Annotated in this window: 15 protein-coding genes; 6 read left to right on the plus strand and 9 right to left on the minus strand. The window is 66.3% G+C overall.

From position 1 onward, the window contains the following. A partial coding sequence (locus KA419_03165) for a hypothetical protein (GenBank protein MBP7864925.1) occupies window positions 1-699 on the minus strand: 699 nt, incomplete at its 3' end. A 767-nt stretch (window positions 700-1,466) separates the two neighbouring features. Here KA419_03165 and hydG point away from each other — a divergent pair. Beyond that, a complete protein-coding gene (gene hydG, locus KA419_03170; GenBank protein ID MBP7864926.1) occupies window positions 1,467-2,849 on the plus strand; it encodes a [FeFe] hydrogenase H-cluster radical SAM maturase HydG in 1,383 nt (460 codons plus the stop codon). Window positions 2,850-3,013: 164 nt separating this feature from the next. Here the strand turns inward: hydG and KA419_03175 are convergent, their stop codons facing one another. After that, window positions 3,014-4,399, minus strand: coding sequence for a radical SAM protein (locus KA419_03175; protein ID MBP7864927.1), 1,386 nt, complete (start codon window positions 4,397-4,399; stop codon window positions 3,014-3,016). A 344-nt stretch (window positions 4,400-4,743) separates the two neighbouring features. On the opposite strand from KA419_03175, the gene rlmKL reads away from it, so the two are divergent. Next, entirely contained in the window at window positions 4,744-7,098 is a 2,355-nt protein-coding gene (gene rlmKL / locus KA419_03180; GenBank protein ID MBP7864928.1) for a bifunctional 23S rRNA (guanine(2069)-N(7))-methyltransferase RlmK/23S rRNA (guanine(2445)-N(2))-methyltransferase RlmL, read from the plus strand. 333 nt (window positions 7,099-7,431) lie between these two features. Further along, on the plus strand, window positions 7,432-8,190 hold the full coding sequence (locus KA419_03185) for an IPT/TIG domain-containing protein (GenBank protein MBP7864929.1): 759 nt from the start codon (window positions 7,432-7,434) through the stop codon (window positions 8,188-8,190). 17 nt (window positions 8,191-8,207) lie between these two features. Here KA419_03185 and KA419_03190 read toward each other — a convergent pair whose 3' ends face one another. Further along, window positions 8,208-8,996, minus strand: coding sequence for a DUF169 domain-containing protein (locus tag KA419_03190; protein MBP7864930.1), 789 nt, complete (start codon window positions 8,994-8,996; stop codon window positions 8,208-8,210). 110 nt (window positions 8,997-9,106) lie between these two features. Here KA419_03190 and KA419_03195 point away from each other — a divergent pair, with 110 nt between their 5' ends. Further along, entirely contained in the window at window positions 9,107-10,216 is a 1,110-nt protein-coding gene (locus KA419_03195; protein MBP7864931.1) for a serine hydrolase, read from the plus strand. 84 nt (window positions 10,217-10,300) lie between these two features. Here KA419_03195 and KA419_03200 read toward each other — a convergent pair whose 3' ends face one another. The 3 genes from KA419_03200 to KA419_03210 are packed head-to-tail and all read right to left on the minus strand — an operon-like array spanning window position 10,301 to window position 11,370. Continuing rightward, complete coding sequence (locus KA419_03200) at window positions 10,301-10,711, minus strand: hypothetical protein (protein MBP7864932.1); 411 nt, start codon at window positions 10,709-10,711, stop codon at window positions 10,301-10,303. A 1-nt stretch (window position 10,712) separates the two neighbouring features. Then, the gene (locus KA419_03205) at window positions 10,713-11,129 is read right to left on the minus strand and encodes a PIN domain-containing protein (GenBank protein ID MBP7864933.1); all 417 of its coding nucleotides are present in this window, start codon (window positions 11,127-11,129) and stop codon (window positions 10,713-10,715) included. Further along, window positions 11,119-11,370, minus strand: a complete 252-nt coding sequence (locus KA419_03210) for an AbrB/MazE/SpoVT family DNA-binding domain-containing protein (protein ID MBP7864934.1) — start codon at window positions 11,368-11,370, stop codon at window positions 11,119-11,121. The genes KA419_03205 and KA419_03210 overlap by 11 nt, the downstream gene beginning before the upstream one ends. A 662-nt stretch (window positions 11,371-12,032) precedes the next feature. Here KA419_03210 and asnS point away from each other — a divergent pair. Both asnS and KA419_03220 read left to right on the plus strand, forming a co-directional pair. Beyond that, window positions 12,033-13,430, plus strand: coding sequence for an asparagine--tRNA ligase (gene asnS, locus KA419_03215; protein ID MBP7864935.1), 1,398 nt, complete (start codon window positions 12,033-12,035; stop codon window positions 13,428-13,430). A gap of 461 nt (window positions 13,431-13,891) precedes the next feature. Continuing rightward, complete coding sequence (locus KA419_03220; protein ID MBP7864936.1) at window positions 13,892-14,239, plus strand: PqqD family protein; 348 nt, start codon at window positions 13,892-13,894, stop codon at window positions 14,237-14,239. Between the two features lie 177 nt (window positions 14,240-14,416). Here the strand turns inward: KA419_03220 and KA419_03225 are convergent, their stop codons facing one another. From KA419_03225 to truB, 3 genes are all read right to left on the minus strand, one after another. Then, entirely contained in the window at window positions 14,417-14,968 is a 552-nt protein-coding gene (locus KA419_03225; protein ID MBP7864937.1) for a nucleotidyl transferase AbiEii/AbiGii toxin family protein, read from the minus strand. After that, the gene (locus tag KA419_03230) at window positions 14,935-15,195 is read right to left on the minus strand and encodes a hypothetical protein (GenBank protein MBP7864938.1); all 261 of its coding nucleotides are present in this window, start codon (window positions 15,193-15,195) and stop codon (window positions 14,935-14,937) included. The genes KA419_03225 and KA419_03230 overlap by 34 nt, the downstream gene beginning before the upstream one ends. A 253-nt stretch (window positions 15,196-15,448) precedes the next feature. Continuing rightward, window positions 15,449-16,342, minus strand: a complete 894-nt coding sequence (gene truB, locus KA419_03235) for a tRNA pseudouridine(55) synthase TruB (GenBank protein MBP7864939.1) — start codon at window positions 16,340-16,342, stop codon at window positions 15,449-15,451. Window positions 16,343-16,500 lie beyond the last annotated feature (158 nt).

Raw genomic sequence — 16,500 nt, forward strand, 5'->3', positions numbered from 1 at the left:
GCCATCCACATGGTTGGCGAACACGGTGCCGATTGCACTGGAAGTCTGTCCGGTAAATTGTAGATAAATATCATCGTTGACTCCGACGTTTATATTTTTACCACTATATAGACCGTTACTGTCCATTGATCTCAAATCAGCCATTATTTTAAAAGTAACTGTATTGTCTTTTGGAACAGTTATTGCCAAATAACCAAAAAATGCTTCATTGTCGGCAGAATTATCTGGATAGAAAGCATTAGCAGCTATATTATTACCTTCGTAATTAATATAAACATTTTCTATCGCTTGTTTATCCAAATTGTCATCACCGATATTTATCCCAAGTTGTTGAACAATCATGTCTTCACCAGTCGCTGTCAGATCAAATCTTCCAAGTTCGAGATTTGAAGTGCCGGCTAATACTATGTTTGAGTTGGGCGTATAGTCATTTTTTTGAACTGATAATGTGCCAAGCAATGAATTATCTTGGCAAATAATTCCGTTCTGTGAATCCAATAAGTGATATTGGCTATTCAATGTATCTTCGCCATACAGAGATATATTTTTCTCGCTCAAATTTATCGGTGTATACGAAATCTCAAAATCTCCATTTGCATCTGTTTGACTATAATGACGTGTGCCGTTTTCGTCAACATAGATATATATTTGTTTATCTTGTTCATCAGGATCGTAAGCGTTCCCTCTAACAGTCACCATGTTTGAACTATAACTACAGGTGGCTTCAGTTATTTCACCAATTGGAAAGGTATTTGATATTGAAAGAATGATTTGGGGGGTGACCCCGGGGGTTCCGGGGGCTAATGGCCGAATCGGGGCGGGGTGAATTAAGCCAAATTTTTCCCTTGGAAAAGGTGCGGGGGGGGGGGGGGGGTGTGGGTTTTCGGGAGGGCGGGGTTGGAAGTCTGGGAGGGGTGGGAAGGGTGAGAAGGGTGGGGCGGGGTGTCGGGTGTCGGGTTTCGGGAGGGGAGGGTTGGAAGTCTGGGAGGGGTGGGAAGGGTAAGAAAGGTGAGAAGGGTGGGAAGGGCGGGGGACGGATTCTGTGGAGTGCGGCGCGGAGGCTGCCGGAGCGCCGCTTTGACCGCGCCGCGGAGTCCGCGGAGCGGCGCGGTTCGGCATGAGGAGGCGACGGATATTCCGCACGAGAAGCGCGCCCGAAAGGGGTGGCCAACCCGGGTAATCAGCGCTCCGGCGGCCTTCGCGACACACACAGGACGATGCCGATGCTCCGGCGGCCTTCGTGCCACACACAGGACGATGCCGGCGCTCCGGCGGCCTTCGCGCTGCACTCCGCGGGGCGGGGGCGACTTTGATCCCGGTGGCCCGGAGGGTGCATCCGATCGCCCGTTTTCCGGCGCGGGGGTGTATACTGGGAGTGTGTGGGGTTCGACGGACTTTCCGGGGGGCCGGGAACGGTCCGCGTCGGGACGACGCGGACGAACGCTGAAGAAACGAGGAGATGTGCCGTGTTTTTCATCGACGAGGAGAAGATCAACGAGGTCCTGACCGCCCCCGCGGTGGAAACGGAACGGGTCCGGGACATCATCGCCCTGGCCCGGGAGGCCGGCGGGCTCTCGCTGGAACAGGCGGCCGCCTTGCTCCGCTGCACCGACCCGGAACGGATGGCGGAGATGTTCACCGCGGCGCGGGAGATCAAGGAGCGGATCTACGGCAAGCGCCTCGTGGTCTTCGCGCCCCTCTACCTCAGCAACCGCTGCGTCAACAACTGCCTCTACTGCGGGTTCCGGCGTGACAACACCGCGCTGGTCCGCCACACCCTCACCCGGGAGGAGGCCGCGGAGGAGGCGCTGATGCTGGTCCGCCAGGGGCAGAAGCGCCTCCTCCTCGTCTGCGGCGAGTACGGCGGCCCGGAGGCGGTGGAGGCGGTCTGCGAGATCATCGGGGACCTCTACGCCGTCCGGGAGGGCAACGGCGAGATCCGCCGCATCAACGTGAACATGGCCCCCCTGGACGCGGAGGGTTTCCGCCGCCTGCGCGAGGCTCGCATCGGGACCTTCCAGGCCTTCCAGGAGACCTACCACCTGGAGACCTACCGCCGGATGCACCCGTCCGGCCCCAAGGCGGACTACGGCTGGCGACTCCACACCATGGACCGCGCCTTCGAGGGCGGCATCGACGACGTGGGGATGGGGGTCCTCTTCGGCCTCTACGACCCGCGCTTCGAGGTGCTGGCCCTGCTGCAGCACGTGGCGCACCTGGAGGAGACCTTCGGGGTGGGGTGCCACACCATCTCGGTGCCGCGGCTGGAGCCCGCCCTCAACGCGCCCGCCGCCAACCACCCGCCCTTCGCCGTGGTGGACAGCGAGTTCAAGAAGATCGTGGCGGTCCTTCGCCTGGCGGTGCCCTGGACGGGCATCATCCTCTCCACCCGCGAGTCGGCGGCGCTCCGCCGGGAAGTGATCGCCCTGGGCGTCTCCCAGATCAGCGCCGGGTCCCGGACCTTCCCGGGCGCCTACCGGGGCGCCGAGTCCGGGCGGCCCGCGGAGGAGCAGTTCCACATCGGCGACTGCCGCCCGCTGGACCACGTCATCCGCGACATCGCCGCCGACGGCTACCTGCCCAGCTTCTGCACCGCCTGCTACCGCCTGGGGCGCACCGGCGAGCATTTCATGGAATTCGCCAAGCCGGGCGAGATCCACCGCTTCTGCGACCCCAACGCCATCCTGACCACCGTGGAGTACCTCCTGGACTACGCCTCCAACGAGACGGCCCGGGTGGTCTGGCCCCTGATCGAACGGAAGACCGACGAGCTGCCCGAAGTCATGCGCACCCGGGTCCGCGAGCACATGGCGCGCATCCGCGGCGGGGAGCGGGACCTGTACCTGTGACCGTCCCGTTCCACGGACGAACCCCATCACGGATCGGAGTGGACGGCTTCACGCAAAGGCGCGAAGACGCAAAGCCTCGCGAAGGAATCTGAATTTTTTCGGTTCTTTCGGACGAGACGCAGCGCCTTCCCACGTAGCACACCGCCAGACCGCACCGCCGGGGGTCACCCCTTGCGGAAGACGGCGGCGGCGCGGCCGAGGAGGTGGCGGAAGTGGCGGGGGCTGCGGACCTCCCGGAGGATCCCCCACAGGATCCGCGGCCGCAGGTAGAAGGAAAGAAAGGCCTTCGACTGGAGCTTTCGCATGCGCGCCAGGGTGATCCCCTCGGGGGCGTAGACCACCTCGGTGGTGTAGAACTGCGTCCAGTCCACGGTGTCGAGGTCCCGGCCGGCGATCCAGGCGTCGAAGTCGTCCGTGCCGGGGAGCGGGAGGTAAGTGCTGAACTGGGCCCGGTTCAGGGGGAGGGAGCGGGCGAAGCGGACCGTTTCCCGGATCTCGGCCTCGGTTTCGCCGGGGAGCCCGATGATGAAGAAACCGGTGGTCTTGATCCCGGCGCGGTGCAGCAGCTGCAGCCGCTCCCGGATCTCCCGGGTGTCCAGCTGCTTGCGGATGAGGCGAAGCACCCGGTCGGCGCCCGACTCGATCCCCACGGCCACGGAGTAGCAGCCCGAGCGCCGCATGAGCCGAACCAGGTCCTCGTCCAGGGTGTCCAGGCGGATGCCGTTGGGGCAGCACCAGGCGACGTCCAGGCGCGCGTCCAGCAGCCCCTGGCAGAAAGCCTCGGCGAAGTCCCGGTGGAAGGTGAAGTTGTCGTCCTCCACGTGGATCTCCCGCACCCCGTACGCTTCCTTCAGGTGGCGGATCTCCCCGAGGATGCCCTCCACCGACCGCTTCCGCACGGGCTTGCCGCTGATCTTCCGCGCCGCGCAGAAGGTGCAGGGGAAAGGGCACCCGCGGGTGGTGACGAGGGGGGCCACCGGGAGGCGGCGGACGAAGGCGCCGTGGGGCGAGAGGTTCTTTCGGTCCGGCGGGATGAGGTCCCAGGCGGGGAGGCCCAGGGCGTCCAGGTCCTTCTCCCAGGCGGGCGGGTTCGTCCGGACGGCGCCGCCCTCCCGCCAGGCCAGGCCCGGGACGGCCGCCGGGTCGAGATCGCCCGCTGCGAGGCCGTCGGCCAGCCGGACGAGGCTGCGCTCCGCCTCGCCCAGGAAGACATAGTCGATTTCGGGGATGTAGCGGAAGCAGTGCTCCGGCAGGCAGCTGGGGTGGGGCCCGCCCAGGACGAGGACGACGCCGGGGAGGGCCCGGCGGGCGTCCGCGCACAGGTCGCGGATCACCGGCAGGTCCGCGGTGAAGGTCTGGAAACCCGCGACATCCGGCTTCCAGGTCGCCAGAATTTCCGCCACGGCCTTCCGGTCCAACCCCTGACGCGGGCCGTCCAGCACCCGGGGCTCGTGGCCCGCGGCGCGCAGGGCGGCGGCCAGGTAACCCAGCCCCAGCGGGGGGATCCGGGTGGGGAAATCGGAGCACGGCTTGATCAGCAGGACCTTCACGTTCACCTCGAACGGCGCATTGTAGCGGCGGAAACAACGAAGAGACAAGATATTTTGAACCACGAACCACACGAAAGACACGAAAGGAAAGGAGTCAGTAGGGAGGCGGTAACGACGGGAAGGGCGTAAAGGCCGTCGGAGGTCGGGGATGGTGAAAGCACCGGGTGCGGAGTCACGGGTTCATCTGACCGGTCCGACGGGTCCGACGAGTCCGACGGGTCCGGATGAAGCCGGGTTCGAGAAATTTCGTTTCTTTCCACCCTGCGTTTGTGTTGAAATGGGGTGGGCGGGTGGATGGCCTTCAGCCTGAACCCCTTCAGCCTATCCACCTTTCCCGAGGCCCCATGGACACCACGCACACCTTCTTCGCCACCTGCCCGAAAGGGCTCGAGCCGCTCCTGGCCGCAGAGTTGACCGCGCTCGGCGCCGGGGGCGTCCGCGAGACCCTGGCGGGCGCCCGCTTCGAAGGGGCGTTGGAGAGCGCCTACCGGGCCTGCCTCTGGTCCCGCACCGCCTCGCGGGTCATCCTGACCCTGGCGAGCTTCCCTGTTGCCGACGCCGCCGAGCTCTACGACGGCGTCCGGGGCATCCCCTGGCGGGAGCACCTCCCGCCGCAGGGCACCCTGCGGGTGGATTTCGGGGGCACGTCCGAGAACATCTCCAACAGCCTCTTCGGCGCCCAGAAAGTGAAGGACGCCGTGGTGGACCGCATCCGCGACGAGACGGGCATCCGGCCCTCGGTGGACCTGGATCGCCCCTCGGTTCGCGTCAACGTCCGGCTCCACCAGGGCGAGGTGACGGTGGGCATCGACCTCTCCGGCGACAGCCTCCACCGCCGCGGTTACCGCGGGGAGGGGGGAGAGGCGCCGCTGAAGGAGAACCTGGCGGCGGCGGTCCTGATCCGGGCGGGCTGGACGGAGATCGCTGCCCGGGGCGGCTCCCTGGTGGACCCTCTCTGCGGTTCGGGGACCTTCCTGGCGGAGGCGGCCCTGATGGCTACGGACACCGCTCCCGGGCTGATCCGCCGCCACTTCGGCTTCGACAAGTGGCGTCCCAACCCGGCCCTGCTGTGGCGGAACCTCCTGGCCGAGGCCCGTGAACGGCGGGAGAAGGGGATGGCCCGCGGGCTCCCCGACCTGCGCGGCTACGACGCCGATCCGCGGATGGTCAGCGCCGCGAGGGAGAACCTCCGGCGCGCCGGGTTCGACAAGGTGTCCGTTTCCGTCCGGGAACTGTCGAGGCTGTCCCGTCCCGTCCACGCCGGCGCCGTGCCGGGGTTGCTGGTGACAAACCCGCCCTACGGCGAGCGCCTGGGGGACGCGGAGGCCCTGGCGCACCTCTACCGCCACTTCGGCGACAAACTCAAGGAGCACTTCACCGGCTGGAAGGCCGCCCTGCTCACGGGGAACCCCGACCTGGGCAAGACCATGGGCCTGCGGGCGAAGAAGGTCTACGCCCTGTTCAACGGCCCGATCCCGTGCAAGCTCCTGCTCTTCGACGTGGAGCCGGAGTGGTTCGTGGCGGGCCCGCCGGCGGAGATTGCCCCGGCCCCCGAGGAAGCGACGCCCGCGCCCGACGGGTCAGACAAGTCAGACAAGTCGGACAAGTCGGACAAGTCGGACAAGTCTGACAGGTCCGACAAGTCCGACATTCCCGAAGCCCCCGGCGGGCCGGCCGAGCCTTCCGGCCATGACCCGTCCGTCAGTGCTCGCCCACCGCAGGCCGCGCCCTCGCCCGCCGGCCCCGGGGCGGAGATGTTCGCCAACCGCCTGGTCAAGAACCTCAAGAAGATCGGGAAGTGGGCCCACCGTCACGGGGTCACCTGCTACCGTCTCTACGACGCCGACATGAAGGAGTACGCCTTCGCCCTCGACCGCTACGGGGACTACCTCCACGTCCAGGAGTACGCCCCGCCCGCCACCGTGGACCCCGAGGCCGCCCGCCGGCGCTTGGACGAGGCCCTGTGGGAGATGGTGCGCGTCCTGGGCGTCCCCCCCGAGCGCATCTACGTCAAGGAGCGCCGCCGGCAGAAACCGTTCGACCAGTACCCCAAGCAGGCGTCGGAAGGCCGGCTCCTGGAGGTGGCGGAGGGCGGCAGCCGCTTCCTGGTCAACCTCTCCGACTACGTGGACACGGGCCTGTTCCTGGACCACCGCCCCCTTCGCTTGAGGATCCGCGAGATGGCCCGGGGGAAACGCTTTCTCAATCTCTTCTGCTACACGGCTACGGCCACGGTGCACGCCGCAGCGGGCGGGGCTCGCAACACCACCAGCATCGACCTGTCGGCCACCTACCTCGGCTGGGCGCGAAAAAACCTGGCCCTCAACGGGTTCTCCGAGGCGCTCCACCGGCTGGTCCGCTCGGAGTGCGGCGAGTTCCTGTCCCGGTGCACCCAGTCCTTCGACCTCATCCTGATGGACGTGCCCACCTTCTCCAACTCCAAACGCATGGCGGGGACCCTGGACATCCAGCGGGACCATGCCGGGCTGGTCCGGAAGGCGGCCCGGCTGCTGGCGCCCGGCGGCACGCTGTTCTTCTCCACCCACAACCGCCGCTTCCGCCTGGACGCCGAGGCCCTGGCGGACCTGGCGCCGCGGGACATCACCCGGGAGACCCTGCCCGAGGACTTCGCCCGGGACCCCCAGGTCCACCAGTGCTGGGAGATCCTGCGCCCGGAACCGACTGTCGGGCGGCGTTGAGCCTCTCGCGAAGGCGCGAAGGCGCCAAGCCTCGCAAAGGATCCTGCGTTTTATGGTTCGTCGGCAGGAAGGTAACCCTTTCCTGCCGGCGAGGGTGGTTGACTTCACTGATCCGCTTCCAGAAAGGGCTGTCGTTTCGAAAACGATCGTCCGTGTGCGTCCGGATTGTTTTCGTGTGGTTCGTGTGGTTCGTGGTTGTCAATTCCGGATGATCCGGCTTGGGGTATAATGAGGGTGGAACCCGCGCACCGGTCAACGCGCATCCACCGGTGAACGTTTTTCGGATTCGACCCATCGAAGGAGTGAAGACGTTTGTTCGAGGAGATGACAACCATGAAAAGAACCATGCTCGGCATCCTGCTCCTGACGGCCATCAGCGCATTCTGCCTCGCCGTGAAGGCCCCCGTGGCCATCGACGGCGTTTTCCCCGACTCCGGCCCCCCGGGGACCTCGGTGATCCTGAAGGGGCACGGCTTCATCAACGGCGACACGAACACCGTGTGGTCGTCCAACACCAGCCAGGCGGCGCCCCCGGGGAGAGTAGACTTCGCCGGGGCGCTGGCGGACGTCCGCCTCTGGCAGGACAACATGATCGTGGTGACGGTGCCCGAAGACGCCCAGTCCGGGCCGGTCCGCCTCTCGTTGCCCTCGGGCATCGTGCTGCTGGGGAACCACTTCGAGATCACCAACGAGGACGGGGAGAGCACGCCGCTCCGCCACGATTACGCCTTCCTGGAGAAGAGCGACAACGCCGGCACCGACGCGATCTTCTTCAGCCGCGGCTTCAACCCCTACCCGGGTTACTACTACCGGGGATACCGGCCCCGCTACTACCGGTCCGCGAACCGGTGGGACATCGCGCGCGGCCCGCGGTGCGACGGCTTCTTCGACTACTTCATGGTTTCGGGGCCCATGATGGGGATGTACCACCTCTACACGGGGATGGACGACGTCATGGTCTTCCCCGGTGACTTCTACGGCAGCTTCCAGGACCGGCGGGACTGGTACTACGACAACGTCTCGTCCCCCGTCCCCGGCTCGAACCCGCCCGACCAACCCCGGAAGCGGCACTACGCCTTCCTGGAGGACTGAGCCGGGGCCTGCCGGAATCAGCGTGATTCCCCGCTCTCCGGCAGGACCGCCTTTCCCTCTTTCCGGACTCGCTTCCGGATCACCTCCCACGTGGGCGTGACCAGGAAGCTCTCCTCCATGTTCTCGACCATTCGCACGAACTTCCGCCAGGGCGCCGCGAAACTCAGGACGCCCGCCGGCATGCACGGCCGGGCGGAGGGGTCGAACATCCCCAGGATGCACCGGGGGTGTTCCGAGAGGTTCTCCAGCCACGGGTAGAGGACCAGGCTGCCGCACCCGGCGCAGAAGGGCGCGCGGACGGCGTCGAGCCCCGGCTCGTCGTAGTTGGCCAGGGTGAAGAGCCCCGCGAGGACATCCGGGGGGGCGAAGAAGAGGACCGCCGCCGGCGCGTCGCATTCCCCCAGGTGGTCCCAGCGCTTGAAGACCAGCCAGCGGGCCGGCGCCTGAAGGGCCGGGCCCGTTTTGAGGAATTCCGCCGCCAGTTCCGGGGACTTCTTGTAGCGCTCACCCTCGAGCCGGCCCGGGATCCCGCAGGACAGGAAGTGCTCGATCCCCGGCATGAGGGACTGGGAAAAGCCCGTGTAGCGTCTGCCGCCCGGGCAGGCGATGCGGTCCAGGTCGAAACAGCGGGAGTGACCGGCCCGCACCGGGTTGAGCGCCGCCACCATGCAGCGGAACTCGTCGGAGACCGGCGACGGCTCGGCGTCCCCCGGGTCCTCGGCGTACGCGTAAGCCAGCGGCAGTTCCGCACCGGGGAAGTAGCGTTCCCACCGCTCGGTGAAGCGCGCTTTCAGTTGAGGATCCATGGTCGGTGACCTCCTTGTCGGTCGTTTAACCCATCATACCACCGGGGAGCGCTTAAGGGTTGAAGGATGCCGGGGCATTTGTTATAAAGGCACGTTTGCGGGGGAGCCGGATGACATCGAAAAGACCAACCGTTCCGAGCGATCCGTTTCCGTGCGAAGAGCAGGGCAGGGCCTTCGGCCGCCCGCGCGCGTTTCGGCGCTTCCTGGCGGCGGGGACCGTCTTTTTGCTCGGCGCCGGCACCCTGGCCTGCGGGACCGACCCCAAGGCCCAGGGCGGCGTCCGGCCCGCGGCCCGGGACACCGGGCCCGTCCTGACCTACCGCGCCACCGGAAACCAGGTCACGCCCGCCCGGCCGTCCCCGGACCCGTTCCCCGGCCGGTGCGACCCCTCGCTCCTCCGGCTGCGTTCCGAGTGCGCCTGCGTCGTGGACCTCGAAACCGGCGGCGTGCTGTACCAGAAGAACGCCGGCAAGCTCTCCTCCATCGCCTCCATCACCAAGCTGATGACCGCCATGGTGGTCCTGGACGCGAAGTTCCCCCCCGGCGAGCCCATCACCATCACGGCGGACGACGTGGACACGCTCCGCCACTCGCGGTCCCACCTGCCCGTGGGGTGGTGCCTCACCCGGGAGCAGCTGGTGCAGTTGGCCCTGATGTCGTCGGAGAACCGCGCCGCCCACGCGGTGGCCCGCGCCTGGCCCGGCGGGGTCAACGCCTTCGTGGCCGCCATGAACGACAAGGCGGGGTCGCTGGGGCTGATCCACACCCACTTCGAGGACCCGACCGGCCTGTACGCGGGGAACGTTTCCACGGCGGCCGACCTGGCCCGGATGCTGACCTCCGCTTACGCCTACGAGCGGATCCGGGAGTGGTCCACGGCCGAAGGCGGTGTCTTCGAATCGCAGACCGGCGGCCGGGCCCGGACCTTCCGGAATTCGGACCGGCTGGTTCACGGGGGGAAGTACGGCATCGAGCTGAGCAAGACGGGCTACATCATCGAGGCGGGATACTGCCTGGTGACGGTGTTCCGGGTGAACGGGCGCGCCGTGGCCTGCGCGCTCCTGAACGCTCCCCGCTCCTCCCACCGCTTCTCCGACACCGTGCTCGTCCGCAAGTGGCTGGCGGGTGAGAAGCTCACCGTCGCCGCGCCCAAGGCCTCGAAGAAAAAGGCCCCGAAGACGCCCGCCAAGGGTTCCAAGAAGAAAACGAAAAAGAAGTAGCCGGGTCTGACAAGTCTGACAGGTCTGACAAGTCTGACAAGTCCGACAGCTTCCTGCTCTGGGGGGGCTTTTGCCGGGGTGACTTTACCGGGAGTTCCGGGCTTTAGGGCAGACGCGGAATTCCTCCGCCAGCGCCGTCAGCGTCCCCGGGTCGATCTCGAAGGCGCCCGAGAGACGGAAGTCCACGGTCTTCCGCCCGCAGAAGGCGTCGCCCACCTGGAAGGCGAGGAAGACCGCGTTGCCGGAGGCGGATAAAGCCAGGAAGGTGTCGTAGGTCCCCTCCAGGCGCGGTGCGAGGCTTCGGTCGAGGACGAAGCGGTCCAGTTCGGCCGCGAACGCTTCGAGATTGAGAAAGTGGACATCCGCGTTCCACGCCCGGAACTGCCCGTGCCCGATGTCCACCTGCGCCTCCACCGCGAAGGAGGCGTATCCACCGGGGTCCTCGTGCCGCTCCACGGTAATTCGGCTGCCGGAATCGAGGGAAACGACCTTCACGTCAGGGCTCCTTCGGGTCGATGCCTTCGATCCGCTTGAAATGCCGGAGGTCAAAGGTTCGCACCTCGGCAATCCCGTTTTTTATCATCCAGGCAGCGTTGTAAGCATCTATGAAATCGATGTTCTTCTCAGAATACCAGACCGCCGCCCGGATCAGGAGATCCGAATTCTCCACCTCCAGCCCCGGCGTGTTCAGGATGGCGAGGACTTTTCCGGCGATGTCGGGCCTCGTACAATGGTAGTGGCTCTCCAGAGCCCGGACAATTTCCACGATGACCAAGGGGGTGGTGACCAACTCCGGATGCCCTCTCCCGGCATTCCGGAACAATGACTCCACCGCTTCGGCCTTCTCCGGGACATCGTTTGTCAGGAACCGAAGGAAAAGGTTCGTGTCGGCAAAAACCTTCTCACCGTGCATCACGACCTCTCTTTTCGGCACGCGATCGGGTCGCTTCCGCCTGGATGGCGTCGAAATCCTGCTCGCCGGAAACCGTGATGCTTCCACGAAGGTCCAGCAGCGTTTTTCGAATCGGGTGCAACCGCAGTTGATCGCCCTCCACGATGAACGCGACAGCATCTCCCTCGTCCAGGTGCACGCGCAAACGGATTTCTTTCGGGATCGTGAGCTGGCCCCTGCGGCCGATTTTTGTCTGGATCATCTCTTTCTCCATATAATCCAGAATTTATCAGTCAAAAACATTTTCTCCGATTAATCTGGTTTTGTCAATAAATCGTTCTCTGTGCGGGCAGCGGGGTTGTCGTCCACTCAAACCGAAACAAGCCGGAGCCGCGCGCGAGGAAGAAAAATCAGGCGGTCTTTACCTCTCGCAAAGGCGCAAAGACGCAAAGCCTCGCAAAGCCGGAAGCGGAAAAGGGGGATTCCTTTGCGAGGCTTTGCGTCCGGACGTCCTTGCGAGAGACCGGATACGTCGATTCCGGAACCGGATCAGCACCAGTGGGGCATTTTAGCCCCGGGGCATGCCGGACGACGCGGCCGGGATTCCCTCCTCCGTCCCCGCATCGGGTTTCCCCGCTCTGAAAGCGGTGGGAGCCCACCGACGATCTCAAATCTTGCTCATTTACCAATAATCTTACTTCGAAGCGCCCGGGCTTTTTCCGGGACTTTGCCCGGAAAAGTGGCCTCGGCAGGCAACCAGAAACGACAACATGTTGGTAAGAACGCAACCGCTAAAGCGCCTACTGCCTGAACTCCTCATGCTGGCCCTTGACCGCCCGCGGGAAACGTTGCTATCATGGGCGACTTCCGCCGCGGGGCCCACGGAATCGGGCCCGAAGTACGCGGCAGGCCCCGGAGGGAACCATGACGGACGGACTCGAGCGGACCCTGGTGAAGCACGCCCTGGCGACGGCGCCCGGCGGCGAGGTGAGCGTGTCGGGCTGGGTGCGGACCCGCCGCGACTCGGCGCGCGTCTCCTTCGCCGAGATCAACGACGGCTCCTGCCAGCGCAACCTGCAGGCCGTGCTCGAGGAAGGGGTCATCGACGCCGAGACGGTCGCCCGCATGACCACCGGCGCGGCGGTGACGGTGCGCGGGACGCTGGTCCCCTCCCCCGCCTCCGGCCAGGCCGTGGAACTCAAGGCCGCGTCCGTGGAGATCGTCGGCCCCGCCGACCCGGCCGCCTTCCCGCTGTCCAAGAAACGGCACTCCCTGGAGTACCTGCGGGAGATCGCCCACCTGCGCCCCCGGTCCAACACCTTCGGCGCCGTGTTCCGCGTCCGCAACGCCCTGGCCTACGCCGTCCACCGCTTTTTCCAGGAGCGGGGCTTCCTCTGGGTGCATACGCCCGTCATTACGGCCTCGGACTGCGAGGGCGCCGGCTGCATGTTCGGCGTGACCACCCTGGACCTCCAGAACCTGCCCCGCACCGAGACCGGGGCCGTGGACTTCCGGAAGGACTTCTTCGGCAAGCCGGCGTACCTGACCGTCAGCGGCCAGCTGGAGGCGGAGATCTTCGCCCTGGCCCTTTCCAACGTCTACACCTTCGGCCCCACCTTCCGCGCCGAGAACTCCAACACGCCCCGGCACCTGGCCGAGTTCTGGATGATCGAGCCCGAGGCGGCCTTCTGCGACCTGGAGGGCGACGCGAGACTGGCCGAGGACTTCCTCCGCTACCTCACGTCCTACGTGCTGGAGAACTGCGCCGAGGACCTGGCCTTCTTCGACCAGTGGGTGGAGAAGGGCCTGGTGGAGGCCCTGCGGAAGGTAGCCGACACGCCCTTCGAGCGGGTCACCTACACCGAGGCGGTGAGGATCCTGGAAACCTCGGGCCAGACCTTCGAGTTCCCGCCCCGCTGGGGGATGGACATCCAGACCGAGCACGAGCGCTACCTGGCCGAGACCCACTTCAAGAAGCCGGTGATCGTCACGGACTACCCCAAGGAGATCAAGGCGTTCTACATGCGCTGCAACGAGGACGGGAAGACCGTCCGGGCCATGGACATCCTGGTGCCCCGCATCGGCGAGATTATCGGCGGCTCCCAGCGCGAGGAGCGCCACGACGTGCTGCTGGAGCGCATCCGGGAGTCGGGGCTCGACGAGCGCAACTACTGGTGGTACCTGGAGCTGCGCAAGTTCGGCGGGACGCCCCACGCCGGCTTCGGCCTCGGCTTCGAGCGCGCCATGATGTTCGTGACGGGGATGAAGAACATCCGCGACGTGATCCCGTTCCCGAGGACCCCCCAGAACGCGGAGTTCTAGGAAAGGGGTTTAGGCTGTAGGCTGAAGGCTGTTAGGTCCGGAGGTTCGAGCCGGGCGGCAACAGAATCGGGGCCCGAATCGGAATCGGAATCGGGATCGGGGCCGCAGTCGGAATCTCGGCGGGGATTTATCCCTTCGGTTCAAGATCTTTGCCCAACCGCATCAGCCATCGGGAGCCGACCGTTTGAACCACCGGCCGGGTGCGGGACGGGAAGAGTCCCCGGTTGAGGACACTTTTTTCCGGCCTCGCCTCTCCGTGCCTCTGTGCCTCCGTGAGAGAACCATCCGGACTTCCTTTCACCAAGGCACGGAGATGATGCGCCTCCGATTGCTCTGAGAAGGCCGAACGCCATCACCGGTCTTCTTTCTTCCTCGTTCGTGTGGTTCGTGTGGTTCGTGGTTCCTTATCCGTCCGTGTTTTTCGTGTATTTCGTGGTTGAAATCCCTCCTGGAGGCCCCTGTTGACACCCCGCATCGACCGCAAGGCCAACTTCCTCGACTTCGTCCCCGTGCCGCAGGTCTCCACCGAGACCGCCGAGGACGGGATGACGGTCCTGCTGGTGCCCAAGTTCCGCCGCTGGCCCTTCCGGAGCCTGCTCACCCACATGAAGCACCCGAACTTCAAGATCCGCCTGGATGACGTGGGGACTTTCATCTGGTCCCGCTGCGACGGGAAAGCCACCGTGGGCGCCATCGCCGCCGACGCCCGGGAGCGCTTCACGGACAAGGTGGAACCCGCCGAGGAGCGCACCGCCGTCTTCGTCCGCCGCCTCCTCGACGCCCGCGCGGTGAGGCTGGAGACAAGGTAGGCGCCCTGTAGGCGCCTCCTGCCGGGAGGCGCCCGTGGCGGCCCGCATGAACCCGTGCGCCGCCCGGCAGGCGGCGCGTACCGTAGGCGCCTTCTGCCGGAAGGCGCCACGGGCATCCCTCGAGGGACCGTGCGCCGCCCGGCAGGCGGCGCGTACTTTCAGAAGGCCCGTCGTCCCTCAGGGGGCGAGCGGTCCCGGCAGAGCCACGCCCAGGCCCCGTGCCGCGGACGCCAGGTAGCCCCGGTCCAGCGGGTGCCCCGCCGCGACCAGCGCCTCCACGTCGAGGCGGTCCTGGGGCCTCGACGAGAGCACTTTCAGCAGGATGAGGTCCTCCAGGGAAATGACGGGGAGCGGGATGCCTCGGAAGGGAATCCGTACCCGCCGGGCAAGCATTCCTGCCAGGACCGGGTGTTCGGCCAGGATGAAGTCGAGAACGACCGGCTCCGCCCCCCCCTCGAGGAAAACAACGTTCCGCCAGACCGAAACGATGCCAAGGGAGAAAGGGGCATCGTGGCTCTGCACCAGGCGCATCTCCCTCTCAAGGGCTTCCCTGACCCGCTCCCGGTCGCCGGCCCCCAGGATGACCAGCAGGTCGATGTCCTCGGTGGCCCGGGGAGCTGCCCACATCCCCACCGCCCAACCGCCCGCCACGCAGAAGGGGATTCCCAGGTTCTCGAGCAGGCCGGCCAGGCGGGTCAGGCCGTCGGCGAGGCCGGGGTGGACTTCCACTGGTCCTCCTTTCGCCGGACTGCTTCCCAGGCGATCCGGTCTCGGATTTCTTCGTCTGAAAGTTCCGGGTGCAGTGAGCGGTACAAACCCGCCTTCATCTCCCGCAGGGCCTCCAGGATCTCCAGGGACCGCTCCAGGTTCGCCGCCAACCGATTCTCGAGCGTTCCCGGTTCACGGACTTCGCTTTCCGCTATTCTCGCCTCTTTTCCCGCTTGCCAGTCACGCATTCCGGTTTCCTCGTCACCGCCCGAACCACAGGTTGTTCACCCGTTTGATCCTGAAGAAATCTCATCGGTCCCTTCCATCTTACCCCACTCCAGATTCCGACTGCAACCAAACTCCTTTCCGTCCAAAGGGGTGGTGCCACCTTACCCGGCGAGAGTCAGCGCCGGGCTCGGCTCGCCCGGCGTACGGAACGGCTCGCCCGGCGTACGGAACGGCTCGCCCGGCGTACGGAACGGCTCGCCCGGCGTACGGGCGTCACAGCCCGCCGGGCAGGAGGGTGGTTGGGTGCAGGTCGTCGTTTTCCTCGCGCAGGAGGGCGACGAGGCGCCCTCGGTGGAAGGCCCGGACCGGGGCGGCGGGGTCGGGGAAACCCGGCGGCGGGCGCCAGGCCGGCGGGGCGACGGGGCCCCGGGGAATGCCCCGGCCCCTGCGCAAGTGGCCCAGTTCGTCGTCGGCGAGGGCCCGGGAGGCGCACCAGGGGAGGAGGCCCTCCCCGCTGACCGGGGCCGCTCCTTCCGGGCCCGGGTCGGCGTAGGGGCCGATCCGGGTGCGCCGGAGCCGGCGGAGGTGGGCGCCGCAGCCGAGGGCGCGCCCGAGGTCCCGGGCCAGGGCCCGGACGTAAAACCCGCCGCGGCAGACCAGTTCCAGCCGGCTGGAGCGGGGCAGGTCGTGGCCGAGCCAGCGGGCCGCGTGGAGGTAGACGCGGCAGGGGGGCAGGACGACGGTTTCGCCCCGGTGCACCTTCCGGTAAGCGGGTTCGCCCCCGATTTTCTTGGCGCAGGTCTCGGGCGGGACCTGGTCGTGCCAGCCGATGAAGGCCTGAAGGGCGAGGTCCAGCGCGGCCGGGCCCAGGGCCGCGGGGTCGCCCCGGGCGACGACGCGCCCGAGGGGGTCGCCGTTGTCCGTCTCCTCACCCCAGACCACCTCGGCCTCGTAGTGCTTGGGGATGGGGTGATGCAGGTCCATGAGGCGGGTGGCCTGGCCGATAAGGACGAGCAACAGCCCCTCGGCGAAGGGGTCCAGGGTCCCCCCGTGGCAGACCCGCAGCGGCCGGCCGCCCGCGGCGGCGGCCTCGGCCTGGAACGCCCGAACCAACGAAAAACTGGTGCGGCCGACCGGTTTGTGGGCAAGGTGCAGGCCAGGGTTCAAACGTTGTCCTCCGGGGGCCTTGGCCGGGGGTTTGCCGCCCCCGGACGGGGTTGAACGCGGCCAAGGCGCACCCGCGGCCGCCGGCGCGTGCGGGGGCCTGTTTCCCGGGCGCGTCCCCCGTGCACCATAGACAAGCCGGCGGGGGGATGTCAAGGGGG

The sequence above is a fragment of the Acidobacteriota bacterium genome, assembly GCA_018001935.1.
GTDB lineage: Bacteria > Acidobacteriota > JAAYUB01 > JAAYUB01 > JAAYUB01 > JAGNHB01.